The sequence below is a fragment of the Bacillus sp. RZ2MS9 genome, from assembly GCF_001816185.2.
GTDB classification, from domain to species: domain Bacteria; phylum Bacillota; class Bacilli; order Bacillales; family Bacillaceae_G; genus Bacillus_A; species Bacillus_A cereus.
This window is the reverse complement of record NZ_CP049978.1, coordinates 1,788,093-1,813,655: the sequence shown is the minus strand read 5'-3', so window position 1 is coordinate 1,813,655 and position 25,563 is coordinate 1,788,093. Positions and strand designations below refer to the sequence as shown.

Below are 25,563 nucleotides of genomic sequence, written 5' to 3'. Positions count from 1 at the left end.
TAAGAATTCAGTTTACTTCCCTGCTTCGATTTGCTCTAATGCAACAGCTACTTGCTCTTCCGTTAATTCATGTTGTATTACGTAGCGGTTACGTGGACTTACACGACATTCATGAGAACATGCACGTAAATATTTCGCTTCGTTTTCTTCAGAACATAAAATTTTCTTATTACATTCTGGATTTGAACAGTTTACATAGCGCTCACAAGGTTCACCTGTAAAGTGGTCTTTACCAACGATAACATGTTCTTTTTGGTTTACTGGTACAGCGATACGCTCATCGAACACGTAACATTGTCCATCCCAAAGCTCACCTTGTACTTCTGGGTCTTTTCCGTACGTTACAATTCCGCCGTGAAGCTGACTTACATCTTCATAGCCTTCACGAACTAACCAACCAGAAAACTTCTCACAACGAATTCCGCCTGTACAATAAGTTAAAATCTTTTTACCTTCAAGTACTTCTTTGTTTTCACGAATCCAATCTGGTAATTCACGGAAGGATTCGATATCAGGTTTAATCGCACCTTTGAAGTGGCCTAAATCAAATTCATAATCATTTCGTGCATCAATGATAACTGTATCTTCTTGTTTCATTGCTTCATAAAAATCTTTTGGCTCTAAATACTTCCCAGTTATTTCGTGTGGGTTAATGTCATCTTCTAGACGAAGTGTAACTAACTCTGGACGAGGACGCACGTGCATTTTCTTGAATGCATGACCATCAGCTTCATCTATTTTAAATACGATGCCATCAAAACGTGGATCATTGTTCATTGCTTCCATGTATTTCTCTGTTTGTTCTACAGTTCCAGAACAAGTTCCGTTAATACCTTCTTTTGCTACAAGAATTCTTCCTTTTAATTCAAGTGAATTACAAAATGCTAAATGCTCTGCCGCGAATTCTTCTGGGTTTTCAATTGTTGTGTACATGTAATATAGTAATACTCTGTATGGTTTTGTAGTTGCCAATGTATTTCTACCACCTATCTAATTTTTAAAATCATGTATAAGTTAACGTTCATATCAAAACATATATAATAAGAAAATGAATCCCATTTTCTTTTCTTTATACTATTTTCTATCAGTTAACAAAAATAAAAAACAAGATTACACACCAAAACACTATGGTTATGTTGTAATCCCAATATATTATATATCATACAAATGCAATTCCATCAATTAATATGCTGTATTATCGGCTTTATGTTCACATAAATTTCAAAAACAGCCCTTTAATTCACTATGTTTCCCCATGTCATCACACCATAAACTCCCAATTCATTTTACGTTATCACACCATCCATTGTATAAAGGCATATAATTTGCATTAAGGAAACTTTCGTGTTCAAATGAAATTACCATATAACATATTTAAATGTATTGAAATAATGAGTAAGAATAAATACAATAATTTCATCAAGTTAACATTTTAAAGGGGAAAACTACTATGAATAAAGATATAACAAAAGATGAACATCTCCCTTCTGAAAGTACAACTGTACAATCAGCTCACTTAGCTTTAAGTGGAGAAACAAAAGGCTGGAAAAGACTGTTACCATTTTTAGGACCCGCTTTTATCGCGTCCGTTGCTTATATTGATCCTGGCAACTTTGCTACAAATATCGCAGCTGGTTCACAATATGGATATTTACTATTATGGGTTATACTCGCTTCTAACTTAATGGCTGTATTAATCCAAACTTTATCAGCTAAATTAGGAATTGCTACAGGAAACAATTTACCCGAAATAGCTCGTGAAAACTTTCCAAAGCCTGTGTCTATCGGCTTATGGATACAAGGTGAACTAGTTATTATGGCTACAGATTTAGCGGAATTTATTGGAGCTGCTTTGGGGCTTTACTTACTATTTGGAATCCCGATGCTACCTGCCGCTTTAATTACTGCAGCCGGATCATTTATTATTCTTGAGTTTCAACGTAGAGGATTTCGTCCACTAGAAGCTATTATTACAGGAATGATTTTCATTGTAGTAATTGCTTTTGGGATTCAAGTTTTTTATGCAAAACCAGAATTAAGTCCCCTTCTTTCAGGACTATTTATTCCAAAATTCCAAGGTGTAGACAGTATATTACTTGCAGCAGGGATTTTAGGTGCAACAGTTATGCCACATGCAATATACTTGCATTCTGCATTAACACAACGCCGCGTGGTCGGAACAACTGACGAACAAAAGAAAAAGATTTTTCGTTTCGAATTTATCGATATTATTATTGCAATGGTTATTGCTGGAGCAATTAATGCAAGTATGTTAATTGTTGCTGCTGCACTATTCTTTAAAAACGGCTTGCACGTTGAAGATTTAGATGTTGCTTACACTCAATTTACCAATTTAGTAGGTCCTGTATCGGCTGCATTATTTGGGATTGGACTTTTATCAGCAGGACTATCTAGCTCTTCTGTCGGTACAATGTCGGGTGATATTATTATGCAAGGTTTCATTCGCATGCATATTCCGTTATACTTACGCCGATTTATTACAATGATTCCACCATTAGTTATTATCGCTTTAGGTGTAAATCCAACTTACGCTCTAGTCATGAGCCAAGTCGTCTTATCATTCGGTATTGCATTTGCGCTAGTACCACTTATTATTTTTACAAGTAACAAAAAGATTATGGGTGCACTCGTTAACCACCGTATAACAACATTTATCGCTTGGATAATTGCAGCACTCGTTATCATTTTAAATATCTTCTTACTGTATCAAACATTTGTAGGATAATGAAAAAGGGTATTCCAATTTTAATTTGGAATACCCTTTTTTCATTATTTGTATTAATCCTATAAAGTCTTTTTAAAATAAATTTTATAATCTATTTCCAGCCAATAACTTCCTTACGCCTTGAATAATCTTTATTTTCAGATTAAATTATATAATAACAAATACATTCTATTTTCATGTGAAAAGGAGCGAAAATATGTTTCCTTTATTAAAAACTGAAAGACTCATTTTAAGAGAACTTACCGAAGAAGATGCACCGCGTATACTACAATGCTTTTCTAATACTAATGTACTGCGCTATTATGGCCAAAAACCGTTACAAGATATTGATCAAGTGAAGCAAATCATTCATAATTTTAAGTTGAGTTACAATGCAAGAAGCGGTATAAAATGGGGAATCGAATTAAAAGACACGAAAGAACTCATTGGTACCATTGGTTTTCACGATTGGTCTTCTGAGCATAAACGAGCCAATATAAGTTATGCCTTTTTGCCTGAACACTGGGGAAAAGGATATGCGACTGAAGCTGTTTCTGAGGTTATATCATACGGTTTCCATACGATTCATTTAAAGCGGATTGGAGCAATTGTATTTCTTGAAAATGAAGCTTCCAATAAAGTACTATTAAAATTAGGCTTTGAAAAAGAAGGCGTTCTAAAAAATTATATGTATCAAGATGATGTCCCATATGATACGAATTTTTACGCTTTATTAAAATCGGTTTAATAGAATTCATGTGTAAAAAACCTTACTTTTAAAAAGTAAGGTTTTTTGTATTTATTCATTAGCAATATAAGCATTCTTATAAGTATAAATACCACCAAATTGATGCTTTTCAATTCCTTTTACATAATCCTTTTGTACATATGCTGAGCCAATATGATAAAGCGGCGCTACCGCAGCATCTTCTAATAATACCTGCTCGGCTTCTCGCAACGCTTCCCATCGGTTTTCCGTATCTAGTACAAAATCCGTTTTCGCTTTCTTTATTAATTCATCGTAATGAACATTAGAATAATTCATTTTATTATTCAGATTCCCTGTCGTAAATAACTCTAAATAACTAATTGGGTCTTTATAGTCAGGCCCCCAATTTGCCATAGTTATATCGTAATCACCTGCTTGTTCTAACTGTAATTTTTGCTTAAATGGCTGTTGTTTAATTTGTATCGCGATTCCTTGCAAATTCTTTTCTAAATCACCTTTTATATATTCTGCCATCCGTTTTGCATTATCTTGTTCAAACGTTAAAAACTCGAGGTTTACTTGCTCTACTTCAAGCTCTTTTTTCGCTTCTTTCCAAATCTTTTGCGCATTTTGCAAATCATATGAAGAAAGATCTCCGTTTTCTTTTCTAAAATCTTTACCGGTCACTTCATTTACATGACCAACTGGTACAAGCCCGCTTGCAGGTTTTGCTCCGTTATTAATAAAGTGAGCAACAAAATCATCTTTATTTAACGCTAATGAAATAGATTGACGCACTTTTTTATTTGCTAACGCGGTATTTTTTTCATTAAAACGAAGCATGGCAATTCCAGGATCACTCGACATATGTAATTCCTTATTCCCTCTATACTTGTCTACAATTTGCGAATTAATAGGTACTCGATCCAAATCTCCGGCTTCATATAAATTTACAGCTGTCATTGTATCCTTTACGATATGAAAGTTTATTTCGTCTAATTTCACTTTCTTTCGATCCCAATATGCAGCATTCTTCTTTAATTGAAACTCTTGTTCATGCTTCCATTTTTCTAATACAAATGGCCCGTTATATATGAGATTACTAGGTTCCAATGCATAATTGTTTCCTTGTTCTTTCAAAAATGATTCATGCTGTGGTAAGTATATAGGTAGTGCTAACAACTGTAAAAAATACGGAACCGGCTGTTCGAGTTCAACTTCTAACGTATAATTATTTATTGCTTTAACCCCAAGTGCATCAAGAGGCATTGTTCCCTTATTAATCTCTTTCGCATTTTTCACATAAAAGAGCATGTATGCATATTGAGATGCCGTTTCAGGGTTAATTGCACGTTTCCACGCAAATATAAAATCATTTGCTGTTACATTATCTCCATTTGACCATTTTGCATCTTTACGCAAGTTAAATGTATATTTCTTACCATCTTCACTTCTTTTAAACGATTTTGCTACTGCTGGAGTAGGCTGATCTTGATCATTTAATACATATAACCCTTCAAATATGTTTTGCATAACGTGTGCTGATGTACCATCCATCGTTTTCGCAGTGTCCAGAGAAGGAATTTCTTCTGATACTGTTACATTTAACACTTGTTTTTTAACCTCTGTATCACTTTTATTCGCTTTATTATTACAAGCTGTTAATAATAAAGATGTAACAAGTGCCATTACCATTAAATGGCTCTTTTTTCGCTTCATGAGTTGTTCTCCTTAAGTATAAAATATTATAAAGCGTTATATATTATAGCAGAAATATGAACAGAAAGATGCGACATTCTTTTGAATATTTATTCGTTCAAGAAAAAAGCTATCCTTTTAAAAGGATAGCTTTTTCAACTGCCACATAATTAGTTATCTTTGCAAACCTCGTTTATAACGACTTGCTTCAAATATAATACGCTCTTCATCTAACGTTTTACATTCGCCATTCCAAACGACACGTTTTCCGTTAATAATTACATCGCTTATATCTTTTCCACTAGCAGCATACACAAGATGTGATAACACTTCATCTGCTGGTTGTAAATGCGGCTTATTAGATGGATCAATCGTAATAAAATCAGCACATTTTCCAACCTCAAGTGATCCTGTTTGTTTCATCCCGATTACTTCAGCAGCCCCTTTAGTCGCAAGTGTAAGAGCTGTTTCAACTGGTAAAGCTGTTGCATCTTGGTGAATACCTTTTTGTAGTAAAGTCGCTATGCGCATTTCTTCAAACATATCTAAATTATTGTTAGATGCAACACTATCTGTTGCAATTCCTACTTTTATTCCTGCTTCTAGCATCGCTTTTACATTCGCTATACCAGAACCTAGTTTTAAATTACTATTCGGATTATGAGCTACTCGAACGTCATGTTCTGCTAAAAATGCACGCTCATCTTCATTTAATACTACACCGTGTGCAATAACTGTTGGGCGTTTAAACAATCCGCAGCTCGCTGCATATTCTACTGGACGTTTTCCATATTGTGCTTCAATATCACGTACTTCACGCTCTGTTTCAGAAAGGTGGATATGAACCATCGTTTGATTCTCTACTGCAATCCGTGCGCACTCTTCTAACAATTCTGTACTACATGTATATGGACTATGTGGTGCAACCATCGTAGTTAACATGCCACTTTTGTTATAGTAACGCTTCACATATTTCTCAGCTTCTTCAATCGCTTTCTTTTCATCGTCTTTCGTTCCGAAGCTAAATAAAGTCCTTGAAACAGCAGCTCGCATCCCGCTCCTTGATACCGTTTCCATAATTGCGTCTTGATCTACTCCAATTGGATTAAACATGTCAGAGAATGATGTTGTACCACTTTTCACCATCTCAAGTAATCCTAATTCCGTACTAGCGACCGCAATTTGGGGAGTAAATTGACTTTCCAGTGGCCAAATTCTCGTCTCAAGCCACGGCTGTAATAACATATCATCGCCAATACCTCTTAGGAGACTCATTACAACGTGTGTATGTGTATTTACAAGCCCTGGTAAAACCCACTTTCCTTTCATATCAATTACTTCATCTACTTCAAAATCATTAGCGAATTCTCCGCTCTTTACATCTATAATTTGATCATTTTCTACAATGATATATCCATTTTCTATCACTTCGTTTTGTTCATTCATCGTTACAATTGTAGCGTTTACATAAGTTGTTTTCAAAAGTATTTCCCCTTTCAACTCTATGAAGTTCCCTTTAATAAGTTACCACCATTATAGTAACTTATTAAAGATTAAGAGTCAAAAGATAATTTGAATTCTTTCGTTACTTTTTCCTTCAAAATGCTATATTGTTTTTCATTTGTATCTGCAAATGCTTCTTTCCGATTTGATTCCACATCCATATAATTCAATTTCCCATTGAATTGAGTCTCTGTAAAATCAAATCTCTGCCCATCTATAAAGTTATAAAAGTGCCATACCTCTCTTACTTTTGTCTTTTTAATTTCTCCTCCATATATGTCTTGAACGACTAGAGCCGTTACACCACACTGTCCCTTTGCTGGGTTTTCAATTGTCCACTTTGAACTCGTTTCAATCGACCACGATTTTATTAGTGCTTCATATATTCTTTTTTCCTTTACATCATCCATTCTAATCTTCCCCTACTATTAATAGTTTTACACATCATATTTCAAAAGAGGCAGTACACGACCCTTAAAGACAGTTGATGGTGTCTCTCCTATTAACTGTGCCCCCATTTTCAAGTAATATCCTTTTGCATTCGGATCACTATCAATTGTAAAACTTTTTAATCCTAGTTCATTGGCTTTTTCTATTACGTACTCCCAAAGTATTTTCCCGTAACCTTTTCCTTTGTAATCAGGATGAATGTACAAGAAATCGAGAGCTTTATCATTACGTAAAAATGAGAAAAAACCAATCTTCGCATTATCGTTTTCTAAAACATATACAAAATTATTTTTTATGTATTCTTCTGTAATTGTTAAATCTTCCTTACAAGCAAGTATGAATTCTTCACTATAATCCCACGTTGCTTTTGATTGTAGTGCGAATTCACTTAATTCATTTGCTTCACTTAATAACGCTTCTCTTATCTTCATGATTCTTTCTCCTCACCTTCGATATGTAAACTACTAAATTGATTCGGAAAGCACTTCAAAAAACCTTTTTTTCATAAATTAGAGGTTATTTTTATAAATCTTTATTATAACCAATACAATTTTTTTAAAGAAAAAGAACACCATCCCTAAAAGTTGGTGTTCTCTTTTTCTAAAATTTAATCTTCAAACTCACTCATTCGTTTTACTATTTCGTACGATACAAACCTATACAGTTTCTACTACCGCTTCAAGCATTGTTCCATTTTTAGCATAATTCGTATGCCAAGAAAAAGCTTTTTCTAAAATATGAGGAGTTTGTCCACCTCTTGTTTTTGCTTCTTCGTAATAAGCACGTAGTTGATCACGATACATTGGATGTGCGCAATTCTCAATAATAAGTTCCACTCTTTCTCTTGGCGCAAGTCCCCTTAAGTCGGCATACCCCTGTTCAGTAACAATAACATCTACATCATGTTCAGTATGGTCTACATGAGAAACGAAAGGAACAATACTTGAAATGTTACCACCTTTCGCAATCGATTTAGTAACAAAGATAGCTAGGCGTGCATTTCTTGCAAAATCACCAGACCCACCAATTCCATTCATCATTTTTGTACCTAAAACGTGAGTAGAGTTAACATTTCCGTATATATCTAATTCTAATGCAGTATTAATTGAGATTAATCCAAGGCGACGAATGATTTCAGGATGATTGGAAATCTCTTGCGGACGCATCATTAATTTGTCACGATATTTTTCAAAGTTAGAAAATACTTGTTGCATTTTCTCTTCAGAAAGCGTGATAGAACAACAAGAAGCAAAATTGACTTTTCCAGCATCCATCAGATCAAAAACTGCATCTTGTAAAACTTCAGAATACACTTCTAAATCTTCAAATTCTGAATCTAACATTCCATGCAATACTGCGTTAGCAACTGAACCAATTCCTGATTGTAACGGCGCTAAACGATTTGTTAATCGCCCTATTTTAACTTCTTCTCGAAGGAATTCTATTAAATGCTGTGCCATAATGACCGTTTCTTCATCCGGAGGAACAATTGTCGATGGCGAATCCAATTGATTCGTAAACACAATTCCCTTTACTTTTTCAGGATCAATTGGAATACCGATTGTTCCAATTCGGTCATCTGTTTTCACAAGCGGAATTGGAAGCCTCTCCCCTTGTTTACCTGGTTCATATAGATCATGTAGTCCCTCTAATTGCGTGGATTGAGCCATATTCATTTCAATAATAATAGACTTAGCATTTAAGGAAAACGCTAAGGAATTTCCAATTGAAGTGGTTGGAATAATCATTCCGTCCTCTGTAATCGCAACCGCTTCCAAAATAGCGAAATCTATATCCAGAACGTCAGCGCGGAGTAACTCTGCTGTATGAGATAAGTGTTGATCCACAAATAAAAAGTCTCCGTTATTAATTCCTTTTCGCATCGTCGCGTCAGCTTGGAAAGGTAATCTTTTCCCTAAAATTCCTGCCTCAGCAAATAATTTGTCTACATCCGAGCCTAAAGAAGCCCCAGTATAAACATTTACTTTAAAAGATTCATCATTCTTAACTCGGTTTACAAGCGCAAATGGGACTGCTTTTACATCACCTGCACGTGTAAACCCACTTAAGCCTAAAGTCATTCCACTTTGAATCCAGGAAGCTGCTTCTTCAGGTGTAACTACCCGATCTTTTAGACGTTGATCTCTGATTCTATCTAAATTATTCTCCATATGTAATCCCTCTCTCATTGAATATTCATAATTATTTTACACATTTACACTATCAAAATAGGGATTTTAGTATACAATGCCGAAAATTCAGACAGAACAGCAAATTTAGGTTCTAAAGCAGAAAAATTTAGAATCCTAGAAGCTTACGGAAATAACTAGCGTATGATTGACTAACTGGTACTCTCTCACCATTATCCATCGAAAGTACAAAAGTAGAATGGGTATCAGGATAAATCGCTTTAATATGATTAACATTTACAATAAATGAACGGTGACATCTAATAAATGAATCTTTAGGAAGCAAGTATTCGAATTCTTGCAGAGAGTATTTATGTGTTCCTGATAACTCTTCTGAATTCACGTACGTCTTTTTATCTTTAGCCTCTAAATACATAACCTTTGAAAAAGGAACCGGAATCCAGCCATCTGTTGTTTTTAAAGTAACGACTGACTTTCCATCCGTTAAAGCTGGATAAATTGCCGTTACGCACCCTTCAAGCTTTCCATTGTTTGAAAATGGTACAGCCATTCCATGATAAGGAATACCAAAAACATCCCGATTCATAAACTCAGATGTTTTTTGATTCATCACCATCGCTTTATGAGCAATCGTTCCTTCCTTTATAGAATCCCCAGCGCTAATCTTTAAATCAATTCGTTTACTTGGCCGATAGTAAATATATTCTTTCGTATTCGAAACAGCAATTGAAATTTCATCTGAAAATAATTCACCAACAACATCTAGTAATAAACCTAATGTTCTATCTTCCATTCTATTAACACCTCATTCACTATTATACTACTATTATGAACGAGCATCTGTTGCTTTATAAAAAGTTTGATTTTAAGTTACTTTTAAAATTAGTTTTATTCACTATTACTTCGTTACTACAAAAAGCCTCACTTCAGAAAAGTGAGGTTTCCTCTCATACAATATTTCTTTATTTTTTAACGACTATAGAATAAGATTTATTTTTTATTAAGTAAAGTGAATTTAAGAATTTATTGCCCGTATTTCTGTAAAATAAATAATCCCAAACTACAAACAGTTTGGGATTATCTTTCTCATTTATTATGCGCATCTAACCAAAAAATTAAATCTTTAAATACTTCATCCTTATTTACTTCATGAAACATTTCATGTCTACCATTTTCATATAAACGTAGTGTCACGTCTTTCACACCACATTTTTTATAGTTTTCATATACTTCTTTTACACCTTTCCCCATATCGCCAACAGGATCACGATCACCAGAAAATATATGTATTGGAAGATTCTTTGGCGTCTTCTTGTATTCTTCTAGTTTATTTACTTCTAATACACCAGAAAATAATTCTCGGTAAAAACTCGTCGTACAAATGAAACCACATAACGGATCCGCAATATATTTATCAACTTGATTATTATCTGAAGATAACCAATCAAATTTTGTACGATTTGGCTTAAAGTTCGAATTGAAGTTTCCGAAAGATAAAAAGTTTAACATTGGACTTTTCGTTTTTGCACCACGCAATTTCATTTCGATTGTTGCTACTTTATGACCAATAGCTCCTAAAAGCCCTGGATTTCCACCTGTTCCTGAAATCAGAAATCCATCATATAATTCGCCTCTAAGTTGCACAGCACGTCTTGATAAAAAAGAACCCATACTATGACCAAGTAAAAATAACGGGCATGTCTGCTCTTTTCTTACCGTTTCTGATACAAAAATAACATCAGACACAGCCTCATTCCAACCTACATTTGGTTTAAAATGACCATAATCTTCTTCTCTTTTCACTGTTTTCCCATGACCTTTATGATCATGTGCATAAACACCATACCCTGCTTCTAATAACGCAGCAATAAAGTCTGTATAAACACCTGCATGTTCTGTCATACCATGTGCAATTTGAATAATCCCTTTCGGTTTACCTTCTGGCAACCACTTGCGTAAATAAATTTCTGATCCATCCAATGCCGTAACGAAACTTTCCTGTACGTTCATTTCGTCAGCTCCCAACTCTATTATGTATCTTTAAAAATGAATATCGATTCATTTTTCTTACTATGTATTATATGCAATTGCCTTCATTATGACAAATGACTCACTTTTCCAATTAGCTCAATAACTATTATGTTGACGAACCGAAAATAAAATTATATAGTTACTTACATAAAGTAACTATATAATTTTTAGGAGGTTTCTACTATTATGATGCCATCATTATTTTTAGCACATGGTTCGCCTATGCTCGCTATTCAAGATACAGACTATACACGATTTTTAAAAACACTTGGAGAAACATATAAACCGAAAGCAATTGTTATTTTCACTGCTCACTGGGAAAGTGAAGTATTAACGATTTCCTCATCAGATAACGAGTATGAAACAATTTATGATTTTGGAGGTTTTCCCCCTGAGTTATATGAAATTAAATATCGTGCGAAAGGCTCTTCTAGCATTGCATCTATGTTAGAAACAAAATTTAAGAACAAAGGTATTTCAGTCCATCATAATATGACGAGAGGTTTAGATCATGGTTCATGGACACTCCTGCACCGCATGTATCCAGAAGCAAATATTCCTGTCGTGCAAATATCAGTCAATCCATTCCTTTCTGCAAAAGAACAATTTGAAATTGGAGAAGCACTTAAAGGACTCGGACAAGAAGATATTTTAGTAATCGGGAGTGGTGTTACCGTCCATAACTTACGAGCTTTGAAATGGAATCAAACTACACCTGAAAAATGGGCAATTGAATTTGATGATTGGATTATTAAACATATGCAGCATAACGATAAAGATGCATTGTTTAATTGGGAGAAAAATGCTCCTCATGCACAATTAGCAGTACCAAGAGCAGAACATTTTGTTCCTTTATTTATCGCTATGGGAAGTGGTAAAAATAGGGGTGAAGTCATTCACCGTAGTTATGAGCTTGGTACATTAAGCTATCTATGTCTTAAATTTTAAAGAAAAGGATGAAGCAATCATTGCTTCATCCTTTTTTTATTCACTTAGTTAACTAACTTCCAAATGTCGTTTCTCTGATACCTCTTCGTTCTTATTATGAAAATAAACCCAGATACACGCAATAAATAATAGTGATGATGTAGAGAGGAAAACATATCGGAAGCCTGCATGTGCTGCAATTTGTCCCCCGAGCACTGGACCAATCATATTTCCTAAAAACTGAAATGATTGATTATATCCAAATATCCGTCCCGTAACATGGGTTGGTGTATGTTGTTTTAGTAGAGTTTGTACGGAAGGTAATAATCCTGCTTGTGCGATACCTAATAAAAATCGAAGAATTAATAGTTGCCAAGCTGAGGTTACAAATGCTTGCGGGATAAAAATAATTCCTGCAGCAAATAACGCTACAACTAACGTTTTTTGAGGACCGATATGATCTGATAATCTTCCTAGTCTTGGTGCTGCCAAAATAACGGCTAATCCTGTTGCTGACATAACTGCTCCCGCAATTGTTTCTATATGTGCAGTATGAGGACCTACTAAATTTTTCACGTACAATGTAACAATTGGTTGAACTGACATATTAGCAAGTTGAATAATAAATGTTGTTACAAATAAACTAATAATTAAATGCTTCGCTGGGACCATCGTCCATACTTTTTTCGGCTGTGTTTTTTTTGCTTGAGCAGAGTGATTTTCTTCATGCAAGAAGAAAAAAACGATGAGAAAGGAAAGGAATAAAAAAGCTCCTGTAACAAGAAAGACATGACGCATTCCAATTAACTCAGACAAATATCCACCAAGTAATGGACCAAGTAAAGAACCGCTCACGCCACCAGTTGAAATTGTAGAAATTGCCCAACCTGAATGTTCTTTCGGAGTTTCTGCTGCAATAAATGTCATTGCGGTTGAAAGGAAACCAGATACTGCTCCCATTAAAAATCTTAGTGCGACTAATTGATATACATCCGTTACAAACCCCATAAGCGTCATAATAATCGCCATACCGAGGCTAGCACGAATAAGCATCAGTTTCCGTCCATGTATATCACCAAGCTTTCCCCATATTGGCGATACGATCGCACCCATTAAAAATGTTACACCAAATGCAAGTCCCGACCACTGTGCAATACTTGAAGTGCCAGTTACTCCTAATTCCTCAATATAAAAAGATAAGAAAGGAATTACTAAACTCATACCGGCTGCAGTGGTAAAACAACCTAGCCAACAAATCATTAAATTTCGTTTCCAGCTGGCCATTTTCACACCTTCTTTCTTTAGATACCCATTCTACACCCTTTCTTGTAAAAAGTTTAGTAATTTGCTTTTTATGCAAGATTTACTACAAAACCCGCTATTTTCTAGTAAAAACCACTACATCTCTACATCATTTTCATAATAAAACCAACTCCTCTATATGAAGTTGGTTACTTATTATCTATCGGTATTAAACGAGCATTACAATTTCTCTCGTAAAACTCAATGGGACCTGCTTGTCCAATAATCGCATATTCATATCCATCTTGCTTCATATTATATAAACAATGATACAATAATTCTTTTCCTACACCTTTCACACGATTTTGTTTCGCTATGCCCATTGGACTAAACAATCCTTTCTTTCCTCTCACTACATCGTAACAGGCGAAACCAACTATTACTTCCTCCTGCTGTGCAATATAGATAGGTAACTTTTCATTATATGTCCGAAATCCGTAATCAACCGACTGTAACCACCGTTCACCAAATTCAGCCGCCACAAATCGTGATAACTTATCAAAATCAGAAGGACTAGCTCTTCTTACATGACAAAATAATGTATTATAAATAGATTTAAAACTATTTAAATCAACCGCTAAGTCTCTCGGTGCAGCTGTAATACGTAATATATCTTTTTGCATTTGTATATGTATAAATTCACCAATATCTGTATCTACACGAAATAATGCATACATAACATGTCCTTCATTGATTACTACTTGCTGAAAGCGTTCCATACGTTTCTTCGCTATTTGTAAAATTTCTATCGCCTTATAAGATAGTTTATATTGCCCTATTTTTTTATACTCTTGATGATGTAAATCGAATCGTTTTCGTAACGAAAGTTTTTCTAAAAAATCTGGACCGACTTTATGAAACAAATACATAAATAACTCAGCGCAAACTCCTGTACCTTCTTTACACATACCTATGAACAGATGGACTGGTTGAATTATGTTATACTCACTCTCTTCTGCTGCAATCTCCAATATTTTATGCACACGTTTTGTAAATTGAAATTCCTCCATATGTGTTTCCACCCTCTACTAATTTACTAACAAACCGTAACCATAAATAATTGAAACAATTACACCTACTACCAATATACCTGGAAGTAAATTTGCCACCTTGATTTTAATAATACTAAGCAAGTTCAATCCAATAGCAGATATCATAATGCCGCCCGTAGCCGTCATCTCCACTATAAATTGGTTCATTAATTCTTCCGGGACAAAACTATTAATTTGTGTTGCAAAAACTGCAATACCACCTTCATATAAAACAACTGGAATCGCCGAAAATACTACGCCAATTCCTAGAGTTGTCGTTAATATAATAGAAATAAATCCATCGATAATTGCCTTGGTAAATAAAATATTATGATTTCCGCGAATCCCACTGTCAAGTGCACCAAGTATCCCCATCGCACCAATTGCAAAAATTAAAGTAGCTGTTACAAAACCTTCTGATATGCTTCCTTTCCCCTTCGATCCAACTTTATTTTCTAGCCAATCCCCTAAATGTTTTAACTTTTCTTCTAATTGTAACCATTCTCCAATTACCGTACCAATCACTAAACTCAGTATGACAACAAGAAAGTTTTCACTTTTTAATGCCATTTGAAGCCCAAGCACAGTAACCGCTAAACCGATTGCGTTCATTATCGTCCCTTTCATACTTTCTGGAATCCTACTAAATAATTTACCAAGTAAAGTACCAAATATAATACAAATCCCATTTACAACTGCTCCTAATATAACCATTTCTCATTCTTCACCCTTCGAATTCTTTATTTCTATATTTTGGTTTATACATTGATTTACAGGTTATCTATATGTTAACTTAATATTGAGAATATTAACAAATGTTTTCCGCTACATAACCCGCTGTTTTTTTGTAACTTTAATTACCTTTAATAGATTCAGTGTTAATTTAATTGCGGGATAATATTAAAAGGGAAGGTATATATGAAAACTTTACTAAAACGATTTTTGTTAATAGCCTTTTTCATTACACCGATTGTTTTATTAATCAATTACTCTTTTATTTCAAAAGCAAAAGACAAACACGATTTACAAAACAAATCTAGTAAAACCGCTTCAAAAAGCGAAAAGAAAATAGAAGACCAAGAAATCACACTCACCTTCTCTGGTGATACAATGTTTGATTGGCAATTACGTCCTATAATTGAAAAGAATGGGGCTGATTATCCATTCCAACATGTAAAAGAAGAAATAAAAAAAGCTGATATTTCTTTTGTGAATTTAGAATCGGCATTTACAACGAAAGAAAAGAAAGCACCTGGGCAATTGTTTTGGATTAAAAGTGATCCATCTACACTACAAGCTATTAAAAACACTGGATATGACATCGTAAATATTGGGAATAACCACACACTTGATTATGGGCAAGATGGATTATTAGATACGATTTCTCACGTAGAAAAATTAAAGTTCCCTTACATTGGAGCCGGAAAAAATGCAAAAGATGCATATACAGCACGAGAAATGACCGTAAAAGGGAAAAAGTTTAAATTTCTTTCCTTCGTTCGATTTATGCCTGATTCTAATTGGGTAGCTCGTGAGAATAAACCTGGCGTTGCGAATGGCTATGATTTAAATCTTGTAACAAAAACAATTAAAGAACAAAAACAAGATGCAGACTATTTAATCGTCTATATGCATTGGGGCGTTGAAAAATCAAACCGTCCGGTAGAATACCAAAAGCAATATGTACCTAAAATGGTTGAAGCAGGAGCTAACGCGATTGTCGGAAGCCATCCACATTGGTTACAAGGGTTTGAGTATTATAATAAAGTTCCTATCGCTTACTCATTAGGTAACTTTTTATTCCCAAGTTATGTGAATGGAAAAAGCGCCGAAACTGGCGTATTAACTTTAACTTTTAAAGGAAAGGATGTCCAAATGTCATTCAATCCTTATATCATTCGCAACAACCAAGTTTCCCCTGTAAATGAGGAAGAAAAGAAAAAAGCTCTTCAATATTTACAAACAATTTCAACTGATGTAGAAATTGATGATACAGGGAAAATAAAAAATAAACGAAACTAGACAGCTCAAGATCTATTTCTCTGTAATCTACTTTACAGAATAGGTGATAAACATGCTGAAAAACTTATTAGAAAATGTAAGTTTGTTAGAAAATATTTATAAAATGTCTATAGCCGTTCTACTTTTATGTTCAGTTTTTTCTGTTAGATTTCTAAAAAAAATAAAACGCGAACGAAAACTTACTACCTTTGAATTTACTATGTATGTAATTATTCGCATTGCGATATTTTTTTGGTTAACTAGCTTTATTCTTCTTGAATTTAATGAGTATCTAGTTTAACTATAAAAAAGATAGAACAAGCACTATATTTCCTCGCTTGTATCTATCTTTTTTATTTAGATGCTTATTCTTCCCTTCTATTAAATAAGCAAATCAAACAAAACAGGGTTTTTATTAAGCTCCATAAATTGAATATTATTTTCTTTAAAGCGAGTAATTAATTGCTCATAATCTTCTTTATGTTTTAATTCTACTCCGACTAATGCTGGACCATTTTCCTTATTATGTTTCTTAATATACTCAAAACGAGTAATATCATCTTCTGGCCCTAATCCTTTATCAAGAAATTCTCTTAACGCGCCTGAACGCTGTGGGAATTCAATGATGAAATAATGCTTTAACCCTTCATAAATGAGAGATCGTTCTTTCATTTCTTGCATTCTATCAATGTCATTATTTCCACCACTTAGCGTACATACAACTGTTTTACCTTTTATTTCATCCCTGTATAAATCAAGTGCTGCAATAGAGAGTGCACCAGCCGGTTCAGCTACAATCGCATTTTTCTTATACAGTTCTAAAATCGTCGTACAAACTTTCCCCTCTGGTACTAAAACGATGTCATCAATTACATCTTTACAAGTTTCAAAAGTTAACTTTCCTACCTTTTTAACCGCTGCCCCATCAACAAAACTATCTATTTTCTCTAATGCGACATTATCATTTTGAAGAAAAGCCTCTTTCATAGAGGCGGCTCCCATCGGTTCTACACCAATAACCTTTGTAGTAGGACTAACACCTTTTACATATGTACCAACACCTGATGCTAATCCACCACCGCCGATTGCCGTAAAGATATAATCAACCGGTTTCTCCATATCATGCATAATTTCAACTGCCACTGTCCCTTGACCAGCAACTACATACGGATCATCAAACGGATGAACAAATGTCATTCTATTTTCTTCACAATAACACTGTGCTTCTTGGAAAGAGCTATCGAATGTATCACCAACTAATACAATCTCTGCGAAATCACCACCGAAAAATTGTACTTGTGATACTTTTTGTTTCGGTGTTGTTGTGGGCATAAATATTTTCGACGGAATCTTCAATAAATTACATGTATAAGCAACTCCTTGCGCATGATTACCAGCACTTGCACAAACAACACCGTTTTGTAACTTTTCTTTCGGTAAACTTTGAATCAAATTGTATGCACCACGAATTTTGAAAGAGCGAATTAATTGTAAATCTTCTCGTTTTACATAAACGTCACAATCATATTTCTCAGATAAAACTGTATCACGTTGTAACGGTGTTTTAATAACGATATCTTTCATGCAATTATGAGCCATTAAGATATCTTCAATTTTCACTCTCTCCTTTACCTTTTGCACCATTATATATCATCCTTATCTTTTTTAAATTGGCTCAATCAAAATGTGGGATTTTCAGAACAGCCCCTGTATTCGCCGATGTTACCATTTGTGCATAACGTCCAAGCCAGCCAGTTTTCACTTTCGGTTCTGGTCGTTTCCATTCTTTTTTACGCTTATCTAATTCCTCATCACTCACTCTTACTTCTAGCAAGCGTTCTTCAACATCAATACATACAATATCCCCTTGTTCAAGAAGTGCGATCGTTCCACCAGCTGCTGCTTCTGGTGAAATATGTCCTACTGAAATTCCACGTGAAGCTCCAGAGAAACGTCCATCCGTTAATAATGCAACCTCAGCACCTAATCCCATTCCAGCAATTGCTGATGTTGGTGCTAACATTTCTGGCATACCAGGGCCACCTCTTGGTCCTTCATAACGAATGACAACTACATCTCCTTTTTTCACTTTCCCAAGCATAATGCCAGCAAGTGCCTCATCTTGTGAATTAAAAATAACGCAAGGTCCTTCAAAACGCTTTACCTCTGTTGCACCGCTTTTAATAACCGCTCCATCTTTCGCAAGGTTGCCTTTTAATATACGCAATCCTCCTTCCTCACTATGAGGGTTTTCAAGAGAGTGAATAACTTCCTTATCTTTAATCTCTGCCTCAGCAATATTTTCTCTTAATGTTTGCCCCGTAGCAGTTATTCGATCAAGATGAAGTACTCCTTCTTTCCGGCTCATCTCTTTCAAAATTGCACTAATCCCGCCCGCACGATCAATATCTTCCATATGCCAATTGGAAGCAGGGCTTACTTTACATAAATGTGGTACACGTCTTGAAACGGCATCAATACGGTTCATATCGTAATCTAATCCAGCCTCTTGCGCGAGCGCCAATGTATGCAACACTGTATTTGTTGAACCGCCCATCGCCATATCAAGCGCAAACGCATCATCAATTGCTTCTTCCGTTACAATGTCTCTTGGTTTAATATCTCTTTCAATTAAAATTTTCAATTTCTCTGCTGCTTGTTTAATTAACTCTTCACGTCTTGGATCAATTGCTAAAATACTCCCGTTACCAGGAAGAGCTAAACCTAACACTTCACATAAACAATTCATAGAGTTCGCGGTAAACATACCCGAACAAGAGCCACAAGATGGACAGCCATGATCTTCAATATCTTTTAATTCTTCTTCTGAAATTTTCCCAGATTGATAAGCTCCTACTCCTTCAAAAACGGAACTCAGATCCACAACTTCTCCTTTAGATGTTTTTCCTGCTGCCATCGGGCCGCCTGAAACAAACACAGTCGGAATATTAATACGTAGTGCAGCCATCATCATACCTGGTGTAATTTTGTCACAGTTTGGGATACAAATCATGCCGTCAAACCAGTGTGCATTTACAACCGTTTCTACTGAATCTGCAATTATTTCACGACTCGGAAGAGAATAACGCATACCGATATGTCCCATCGCAATACCATCGTCAACTCCAATTGTATTGAATTCGAATGGTACCATACCTGCCGCACGAACTGCCTCTTTTACAAGTTTCCCAAACTCATTCAAGTGTTTATGCCCTGGAATAATTTCAATAAAAGAATTACAAATCGCTATGAAAGGTTTATCAAAATCTTCATCTTTCAAACCAGTTGCTTTTAATAAACTACGGTGCGGCGCTTTATCAAAACCTTTTTTAATCATGTCACTTCTCATCTTGTCAAATCCCCTCTTACATATTTTTCATTTATACTCTCTTACTCTATTTCTTTACTAATTCTTTCGGTGCATGAATCCAACTCATCATTTCACGAAGCTCTGCTCCCACTTTTTCTAATTGATGATTTTGTTCTGCTTTTTTCATTGCGTTATACGTCGGACGCCCTGCTTGATTTTCTAAAATCCATTTCTTCGCAAATTCACCTTGCTGAATTTCTGTCAGAACACGCTTCATTTCCTTCTTCGTTTCATCTGTAACAATTCTCGATCCTGTTACATAATCTCCAAACTCTGCCGTATCTGAAATAGAATGGCGCATATTCGTTAATCCACCTTCGTACATTAAGTCAACAATTAGCTTTAATTCATGCAAACATTCAAAGTATGCAATTTCAGGACGATATCCACCTTCCGTTAACGTTTCGAACCCGGCCTTTACAAGTGCAGTTACCCCGCCGCAAAGTACAGCTTGCTCACCGAATAAATCCGTTTCGGTTTCTTCTTGGAATGTCGTTTCAATTACACCCGCCCGTGTACAACCTACACCTTTTGCATACGCTAATGCTACATGTAGCGCTGTTCCCGTTGCATCTTGATGCACTGCGACTAATGCCGGAACACCATTTCCTTCTTGATATACACGGCGAACGAGATGACCTGGACTTTTTGGCGCAACCATTGCTACATCTACGTAACTTGGCGGATTAATTTGGCCGAAGTGAATGTTAAATCCATGTGAGAAAAGTAACATTTGTCCTTCACGGAGATTCTCTTCTACTTCTGTTTTATATACATGTGCTTGCTGTTCATCTGGCAATAACATTTGTACAACTTGTGCGGTTCGAACCGCTTCTGAAACAGACATTACTTCAAATCCATCTGCTTTTGCTACTTCATACGATTTACCAGGTCTAACACCAACTACAACTTCCACACCTGAATCACGTAAATTTTGTGCCTGCGCATGCCCTTGAGATCCATAACCAATTACCGCAACTGTTTTCCCTTGTAATAACTCTACATTTGCATCTTTCTCATAATACGTTTTCATACTCCATACACCCCTTATAATTTATTTACTTGCAGTACATCAATTAATTTTTTCAACTGACTAACAAGTAATGTCGCTTCATTTTCAGTACAAACTGCTGTGAGTTTCATTTCAGAAACGCCACTCGTATCTCTTTCGTTTAAATGTAAAGAAGAAATATAATAGCCACGCCGAGCAAAAATTCCACTTATACGTAATAAGACACTTGGCTCGTTATGAATAACGAGTGAAAAAGTATGACTCATTCTTCCCACCTCTTCATAATCATTTCGTTATTCCCTTTGTTTGGCGGAACCATCGGAAATACGTTTTCACCTTCTTCTACACAAAAATCAACTACGACAGGACCTTCGTGAGCAAATGCTTCTAACACCACTTGTTTCGCCTCTGTTGAATTTGTCGCCCTTAATCCCTTCACTCCATAAGCTTCTGCCACTTTCACAAAATCTGGTGAGCCAATTTTTGACTCTGATAAACGATTTTCATAAAACATTTCTTGCCATTGCCTTACCATCCCTAAAAATTTGTTATTTATAATAAATACTTTTACAGGGGTATTATTTTCAGCAATTGTTTGTAGTTCTTGAATGTTCATTTGAAAAGAAGCATCACCTGCAATACAAATGACGAGTTCTTCTTCTTTTGCAAGCTGAGCACCAATTGCCGCTGGGAACCCAAACCCCATTGTTCCTAATCCTCCAGAGGTAAGGAACGTCCGAGGTTTTCTTGCTTTATAGAAGTGAGCAGCCCACATTTGATGCTGTCCTACTTCTGTTGTGACAATCGCTTCACCATTCGTTAATTCACTTACTAAGTTGATCACATGCTGTGGTTTTAACTCAGATTCTTTTTGCTTATAAGAAAGTGGATATTCTTCTTTCCATGCCTTTACTTTCTGAAGCCATTCATCTGTTTGTGTATAAATAGACATATGTAACAACATGTGTAACGCTTTTTTCACATCACCAACAATCGGATGCTCTACAGTTACATTTTTATGAAACTCAGAAGGATCAATATCAATATGTACTTTTTTCGAGTGCGGAGAAAAAAGTTCTAATTTCCCTGTTACACGATCATCGAAGCGAACACCTAATGCAAGTAGTAAATCACATTCTGTTACCGCCATATTAGCAGCGTATGTCCCATGCATACCAAGCATCCCTAGAAACAATGGATCTCCCGGTGGATATGCACCAAGTCCCATTAAAGTTGAAACGACTGGAATACGGTTCTCCCTTGCGAATTCGAAGAGTTCATCGGATCCACCTGAATGAATGACACCTCCTCCAATATAAAGAAGTGGACGCTTTGATTTTGAAATTGCTTTAGCCACCTCTCTAAGTTTCATGCTGTCTGGTACAAGTTCTGGTTTGTACCCCGGAATATCAACTTCTTCATTAAAGAAACTGGTGACTTTTGCATTTTGAACATCTTTTGGAATATCGATTAATACTGGTCCCGGTCGTCCGCTTTTGGCGATGTAAAAAGCTTCTTGCACAATTCGTGATACATGATTTACATCACGAACTTGGTAATTATGCTTCGTAACAGGTACTGTAATTCCGACAACATCCGCTTCTTGAAATCCATCTTTACCAATTAAAGGCGTTGCAACTTGGCCGGTAATGACAACTAAAGGAATCGAATCCATATAAGCGTCTGCTAAGCCCGTAACTAAATTTGTCGCCCCTGGGCCAGAGGTAGCAAAGACTACCCCGACCTTCCCAGAAGCTCTCGCATATCCTTCAGCCGCATGAATGGCAGCTTGTTCATGACGAGTTAAAACATGTTTCAAACCACTTTCGTATAACGCATCGTATACTGGTAAAATCGCTCCGCCTGGATAGCCGAAAACGGTCGTTACACCCAATTTCTTCAAACCTTGAATCACGTGCCCAGCGCCTGTCATTTCTTCACACTGTAACTTCTCATACGCTGTATACTGCTGCTTCATTTCAATTAACTCCTCTCCTTATTTATGCTAAGCTTTCCGTCAGCCCGGGAACACGTACTCCTCTTTCTCTCGTTAATTTTTTAAATTCTTCGGTCAATTGTTTCGTTACACTTCCTGGTTTCCCATCTCCAATTTCTCTCGAATCAACTTTTACAACTGGAATTAACTCCGCTGCTGTTCCTGTTAAAAATACTTCATCCGCTACATATACGTCATGGCGAGTGAATGGTCTTTCCTCACACGGAATACTCAGTCGTTCACATAGCTCGATAACACTATTTCTCGTAATACCTTCTAATGCCCCTAAATAGGATGGCGGGGTTAATACTTTTCCATCTTTCACAACGAAAACATTATCGCCAGAACCTTCACAAACATATCCTTGTTGATTTAACATAAGAGCCTCTAACACTCCTGCTTGTGCCGCCTCAATTTTTACAAGTACGTTATTTAAATAATTCATTGACTTAATACGTGGATCTAACGCGTCTGGCGTATTACGTCTTGATGCAACAGATACAACGCTTAGCCCATTATCATAAAATTCTTGTGGGAATAACTTTAATTGTTCTGCAATGATAATTACGCTCGGCTTCACACAACTTCTCGGATCGAGTCCTAAGTCACCTTTTCCTCTTGAGACAATTAAGCGAATATAAGCATCAGCGTATTCATTTTTTTGGAGTGTATGTAAAACTGCTTCTTCCATTTCTTCTACCGTCATTGGAATTGTTAGTAAAATAGATTTCGCTGATTCATACAATCGTTTCACATGTTCTTTTAAACAAAATACATTTCCTCCGTAACTACGAATCCCTTCAAATACACCGTCTCCGTATAAAAAACCGTGATCATACACTGAAACAACTGCCTTTTCTTTTTCTACAAATTCCCCATTCATGTAAATGTACTGGTTTCCCATCTCACATCGCTCCTCTTTTTTCTCTATTTTTGCAATCTATTTCTACATCGATTGCTGAGATGAGTAATTTTAACAGAATATTCAGTATATAAACCTTAAAAATATACTCGTCTCAACAATCGATTACTTACATACTTGTAGCAATCCATTGCTGAGACGAGGGAATCGTGGTACCACTCAGCTTCCTTATACTTCTCACGAAACATAAGCTCTGCAAGTCCAATTAGACTTTTGTTTTTCTATCGGGAACAACCCCGCTACTTTTTACTAGTTTTCAAAAGTAGTGCTCCAAGGTGATTTTCAATGATTGAATTGTTACCACCCTCACAGCCTCGGGGCAGCTCTCTGAAACAATCTTTATCATTTACTCTCCTCTTCTACGCATTCTCTTCTTCTATTTTTAAAAATAAAAACTCTCGCCTCAGCAATCAACTACTACAGTTTAGTAGCTTTGATTGCTGAGGCGAGAGTTTCGCGTTACCACTCAGCTTCCTTATACTTCTCACGAAATATAAGCTTTGTAGGTCCAATCAGACCTCCGTCCTTTTACCGGAGACGATGCCGCCGCCCTCTACTCAGTTTCCCTTTCGCAAGCGATGCTCCGAGGTGATCTTCAATGATTTGATTGTTACTACCCTCACAGCCTTGGAGTAGCTCTCTGAAACGATCATAATCATCTACTTTCCTCTTCTTTGCATATACAACATATAAAGTTAGAAAATTCTTAATTAACTTTTATTTGTTACACGTATTATAGGACGTTGTTCTTTTCGTTGTCAACATGTTTTCTCAAAAAAATCAAAATTCATTCTATTTATTTTTCTCAAATCAAAATTGGAATGCATTACTTACATACGCTCATATATTACTTAAGTATGTTTGCATTACTACATAAAGAAAAACTTATAAAGTTTATGAGGAGATGAGGAAACTATGTTAAAAGGGAAAGTAGCGTTAGTTACAGGAGCAAGCCGAGGAATTGGACGAGCGATCGCTAAACGTTTAGCAAATGACGGTGCATTGGTTGCTGTTCATTACGGTAATCGAAAAGATGACGCTGAAGAAACTGTTCATGAAATTCGATCAGATGGTGGCCAAGCTTTTTCTATCGGCGCAAATTTAGAATCCTTACACGGTGTAGAAAACCTTTATAACGCTTTAGATACTGAATTACAAAAGCGCACTGGTGAAACACAATTTGATATTTTAATAAACAATGCTGGCATTGGTCCTGGTGCTTTTATTGAAGAAACGACTGAACAATTTTTTGATAGAATGTTTTCAGTAAATGCAAAAGCACCATTCTTTATCATTCAACAAGCACTGCCACGTTTACGTGACAATAGCCGAATTATTAATATTTCATCCGCTGCCACCCGCATTTCTTTACCTGATTTTGTTGCATATAGCATGACGAAAGGCGCTATTAATACAATGACTTTTACGCTAGCAAAACAGCTTGGAGCACGAGGAATAACGGTGAATGCAATACTTCCAGGATTTATTAAAACAGATATGAATGCAGAACTCTTGAGCGACCCGATGATGAAGCAGTACGCTACTACTATTTCCGCTTTCAATCGCTTAGGTGAAGTAGAAGACATTGCCGATACTGCTGCATTCCTTGCTTCTCCAGACAGCCGCTGGGTAACTGGACAATTAATTGATGTGAGCGGAGGATCTTGTTTATAAAAAACATATATTTTCAAATCTTTTTTATTGCGCAATAAAACAATTTATATAATACTATATAA

At 35.8% G+C, this 25,563-nt stretch carries 23 protein-coding genes and 1 other annotated feature; of the genes, 6 read left to right on the top strand and 17 right to left on the bottom strand.

What is annotated here, in order from left to right:
- Positions 1-12: 12 nt before the first annotated feature.
- On the bottom strand, positions 13-972 hold the full coding sequence (trhO, locus tag BHV55_RS09410; protein ID WP_070757083.1) for an oxygen-dependent tRNA uridine(34) hydroxylase TrhO: 960 nt from the start codon (positions 970-972) through the stop codon (positions 13-15).
- Between the two features lie 478 nt (positions 973-1,450).
- Between trhO and BHV55_RS09405 the strand changes: the two genes are divergently transcribed.
- Both BHV55_RS09405 and BHV55_RS09400 read left to right on the top strand, forming a co-directional pair.
- Positions 1,451-2,746, top strand: coding sequence for an Nramp family divalent metal transporter (locus BHV55_RS09405; protein ID WP_070757084.1), 1,296 nt, complete (start codon positions 1,451-1,453; stop codon positions 2,744-2,746).
- 196 nt (positions 2,747-2,942) lie between these two features.
- On the top strand, positions 2,943-3,473 hold the full coding sequence (locus BHV55_RS09400; protein ID WP_000484219.1) for a GNAT family N-acetyltransferase: 531 nt from the start codon (positions 2,943-2,945) through the stop codon (positions 3,471-3,473).
- Positions 3,474-3,524: 51 nt separating this feature from the next.
- On the opposite strand, the gene BHV55_RS09395 is transcribed toward BHV55_RS09400, so the two are convergent.
- The 7 genes from BHV55_RS09395 to BHV55_RS09365 form a co-directional block, all read right to left on the bottom strand.
- Positions 3,525-5,153, bottom strand: a complete 1,629-nt coding sequence (locus tag BHV55_RS09395) for a peptide ABC transporter substrate-binding protein (RefSeq protein WP_070757085.1) — start codon at positions 5,151-5,153, stop codon at positions 3,525-3,527.
- A gap of 153 nt (positions 5,154-5,306) precedes the next feature.
- Entirely contained in the window at positions 5,307-6,632 is a 1,326-nt protein-coding gene (locus BHV55_RS09390; protein ID WP_139147407.1) for a bifunctional S-methyl-5'-thioadenosine deaminase/S-adenosylhomocysteine deaminase, read from the bottom strand.
- A 53-nt stretch (positions 6,633-6,685) separates the two neighbouring features.
- Complete coding sequence (locus BHV55_RS09385; RefSeq protein WP_000342912.1) at positions 6,686-7,045, bottom strand: YunG family protein; 360 nt, start codon at positions 7,043-7,045, stop codon at positions 6,686-6,688.
- Between the two features lie 27 nt (positions 7,046-7,072).
- Positions 7,073-7,516, bottom strand: coding sequence for a GNAT family N-acetyltransferase (locus BHV55_RS09380; protein ID WP_000701894.1), 444 nt, complete (start codon positions 7,514-7,516; stop codon positions 7,073-7,075).
- Between the two features lie 225 nt (positions 7,517-7,741).
- Positions 7,742-9,256, bottom strand: coding sequence for a succinyl-CoA:acetate CoA-transferase ScpC (locus BHV55_RS09375; RefSeq protein ID WP_000429821.1), 1,515 nt, complete (start codon positions 9,254-9,256; stop codon positions 7,742-7,744).
- A gap of 127 nt (positions 9,257-9,383) precedes the next feature.
- A complete protein-coding gene (locus BHV55_RS09370; protein WP_000390208.1) occupies positions 9,384-10,028 on the bottom strand; it encodes a LytTR family DNA-binding domain-containing protein in 645 nt (214 codons plus the stop codon).
- A 293-nt stretch (positions 10,029-10,321) separates the two neighbouring features.
- Positions 10,322-11,245 (bottom strand): alpha/beta fold hydrolase, encoded by a 924-nt coding sequence (locus BHV55_RS09365; protein WP_048568880.1) that lies wholly within the window; start codon positions 11,243-11,245, stop codon positions 10,322-10,324.
- Positions 11,246-11,452: 207 nt separating this feature from the next.
- Between BHV55_RS09365 and BHV55_RS09360 the strand changes: the two genes are divergently transcribed.
- Positions 11,453-12,214, top strand: coding sequence for a DODA-type extradiol aromatic ring-opening family dioxygenase (locus tag BHV55_RS09360; RefSeq protein ID WP_070757087.1), 762 nt, complete (start codon positions 11,453-11,455; stop codon positions 12,212-12,214).
- A gap of 48 nt (positions 12,215-12,262) precedes the next feature.
- Here BHV55_RS09360 and BHV55_RS09355 read toward each other — a convergent pair whose 3' ends face one another.
- The 3 genes from BHV55_RS09355 to BHV55_RS09345 form a co-directional block, all read right to left on the bottom strand.
- Positions 12,263-13,477: a multidrug efflux MFS transporter gene (locus BHV55_RS09355; RefSeq protein WP_070757088.1), complete on the bottom strand. Its 1,215-nt coding sequence runs from the start codon at positions 13,475-13,477 to the stop codon at positions 12,263-12,265.
- A gap of 167 nt (positions 13,478-13,644) precedes the next feature.
- Positions 13,645-14,505: a GNAT family N-acetyltransferase gene (locus BHV55_RS09350; RefSeq protein ID WP_070757089.1), complete on the bottom strand. Its 861-nt coding sequence runs from the start codon at positions 14,503-14,505 to the stop codon at positions 13,645-13,647.
- A gap of 18 nt (positions 14,506-14,523) precedes the next feature.
- Positions 14,524-15,240 (bottom strand): DUF554 domain-containing protein, encoded by a 717-nt coding sequence (locus BHV55_RS09345; RefSeq protein ID WP_070757090.1) that lies wholly within the window; start codon positions 15,238-15,240, stop codon positions 14,524-14,526.
- 204 nt (positions 15,241-15,444) lie between these two features.
- Here BHV55_RS09345 and BHV55_RS09340 point away from each other — a divergent pair, with 204 nt between their 5' ends.
- Both BHV55_RS09340 and BHV55_RS09335 read left to right on the top strand, forming a co-directional pair.
- The gene (locus tag BHV55_RS09340; protein WP_070757091.1) at positions 15,445-16,548 is read left to right on the top strand and encodes a CapA family protein; all 1,104 of its coding nucleotides are present in this window, start codon (positions 15,445-15,447) and stop codon (positions 16,546-16,548) included.
- Positions 16,549-16,600: 52 nt separating this feature from the next.
- Positions 16,601-16,828, top strand: coding sequence for a hypothetical protein (locus tag BHV55_RS09335; RefSeq protein ID WP_000916802.1), 228 nt, complete (start codon positions 16,601-16,603; stop codon positions 16,826-16,828).
- 80 nt (positions 16,829-16,908) lie between these two features.
- Here the strand turns inward: BHV55_RS09335 and ilvA are convergent, their stop codons facing one another.
- From ilvA to ilvE, 6 genes are read right to left on the bottom strand one after another with little or no spacing between them, the layout of a single operon-like run.
- Positions 16,909-18,171, bottom strand: a complete 1,263-nt coding sequence (gene ilvA, locus BHV55_RS09330; protein ID WP_000250323.1) for a threonine ammonia-lyase IlvA — start codon at positions 18,169-18,171, stop codon at positions 16,909-16,911.
- 31 nt (positions 18,172-18,202) lie between these two features.
- Entirely contained in the window at positions 18,203-19,876 is a 1,674-nt protein-coding gene (gene ilvD / locus BHV55_RS09325) for a dihydroxy-acid dehydratase (protein ID WP_001255817.1), read from the bottom strand.
- Positions 19,877-19,922: 46 nt separating this feature from the next.
- Entirely contained in the window at positions 19,923-20,930 is a 1,008-nt protein-coding gene (gene ilvC / locus BHV55_RS09320; protein WP_044795702.1) for a ketol-acid reductoisomerase, read from the bottom strand.
- 14 nt (positions 20,931-20,944) lie between these two features.
- Positions 20,945-21,175 (bottom strand): ACT domain-containing protein, encoded by a 231-nt coding sequence (locus BHV55_RS09315; protein ID WP_000019916.1) that lies wholly within the window; start codon positions 21,173-21,175, stop codon positions 20,945-20,947.
- Positions 21,172-22,887: an acetolactate synthase large subunit gene (ilvB, locus tag BHV55_RS09310; protein WP_070757092.1), complete on the bottom strand. Its 1,716-nt coding sequence runs from the start codon at positions 22,885-22,887 to the stop codon at positions 21,172-21,174. Before ilvB ends, BHV55_RS09315 begins: the two co-directional genes overlap by 4 nt.
- 22 nt (positions 22,888-22,909) lie before the next feature.
- Complete coding sequence (ilvE, locus tag BHV55_RS09305) at positions 22,910-23,809, bottom strand: branched-chain-amino-acid transaminase (protein WP_000528156.1); 900 nt, start codon at positions 23,807-23,809, stop codon at positions 22,910-22,912.
- Positions 23,810-23,958: 149 nt separating this feature from the next.
- Positions 23,959-24,198: a binding site (T-box leader), on the bottom strand.
- A 544-nt stretch (positions 24,199-24,742) separates the two neighbouring features.
- On the opposite strand from ilvE, the gene BHV55_RS09300 reads away from it, so the two are divergent.
- Positions 24,743-25,501 (top strand): SDR family oxidoreductase, encoded by a 759-nt coding sequence (locus BHV55_RS09300; RefSeq protein WP_000911808.1) that lies wholly within the window; start codon positions 24,743-24,745, stop codon positions 25,499-25,501.
- Positions 25,502-25,563: the final 62 nt, after the last annotated feature.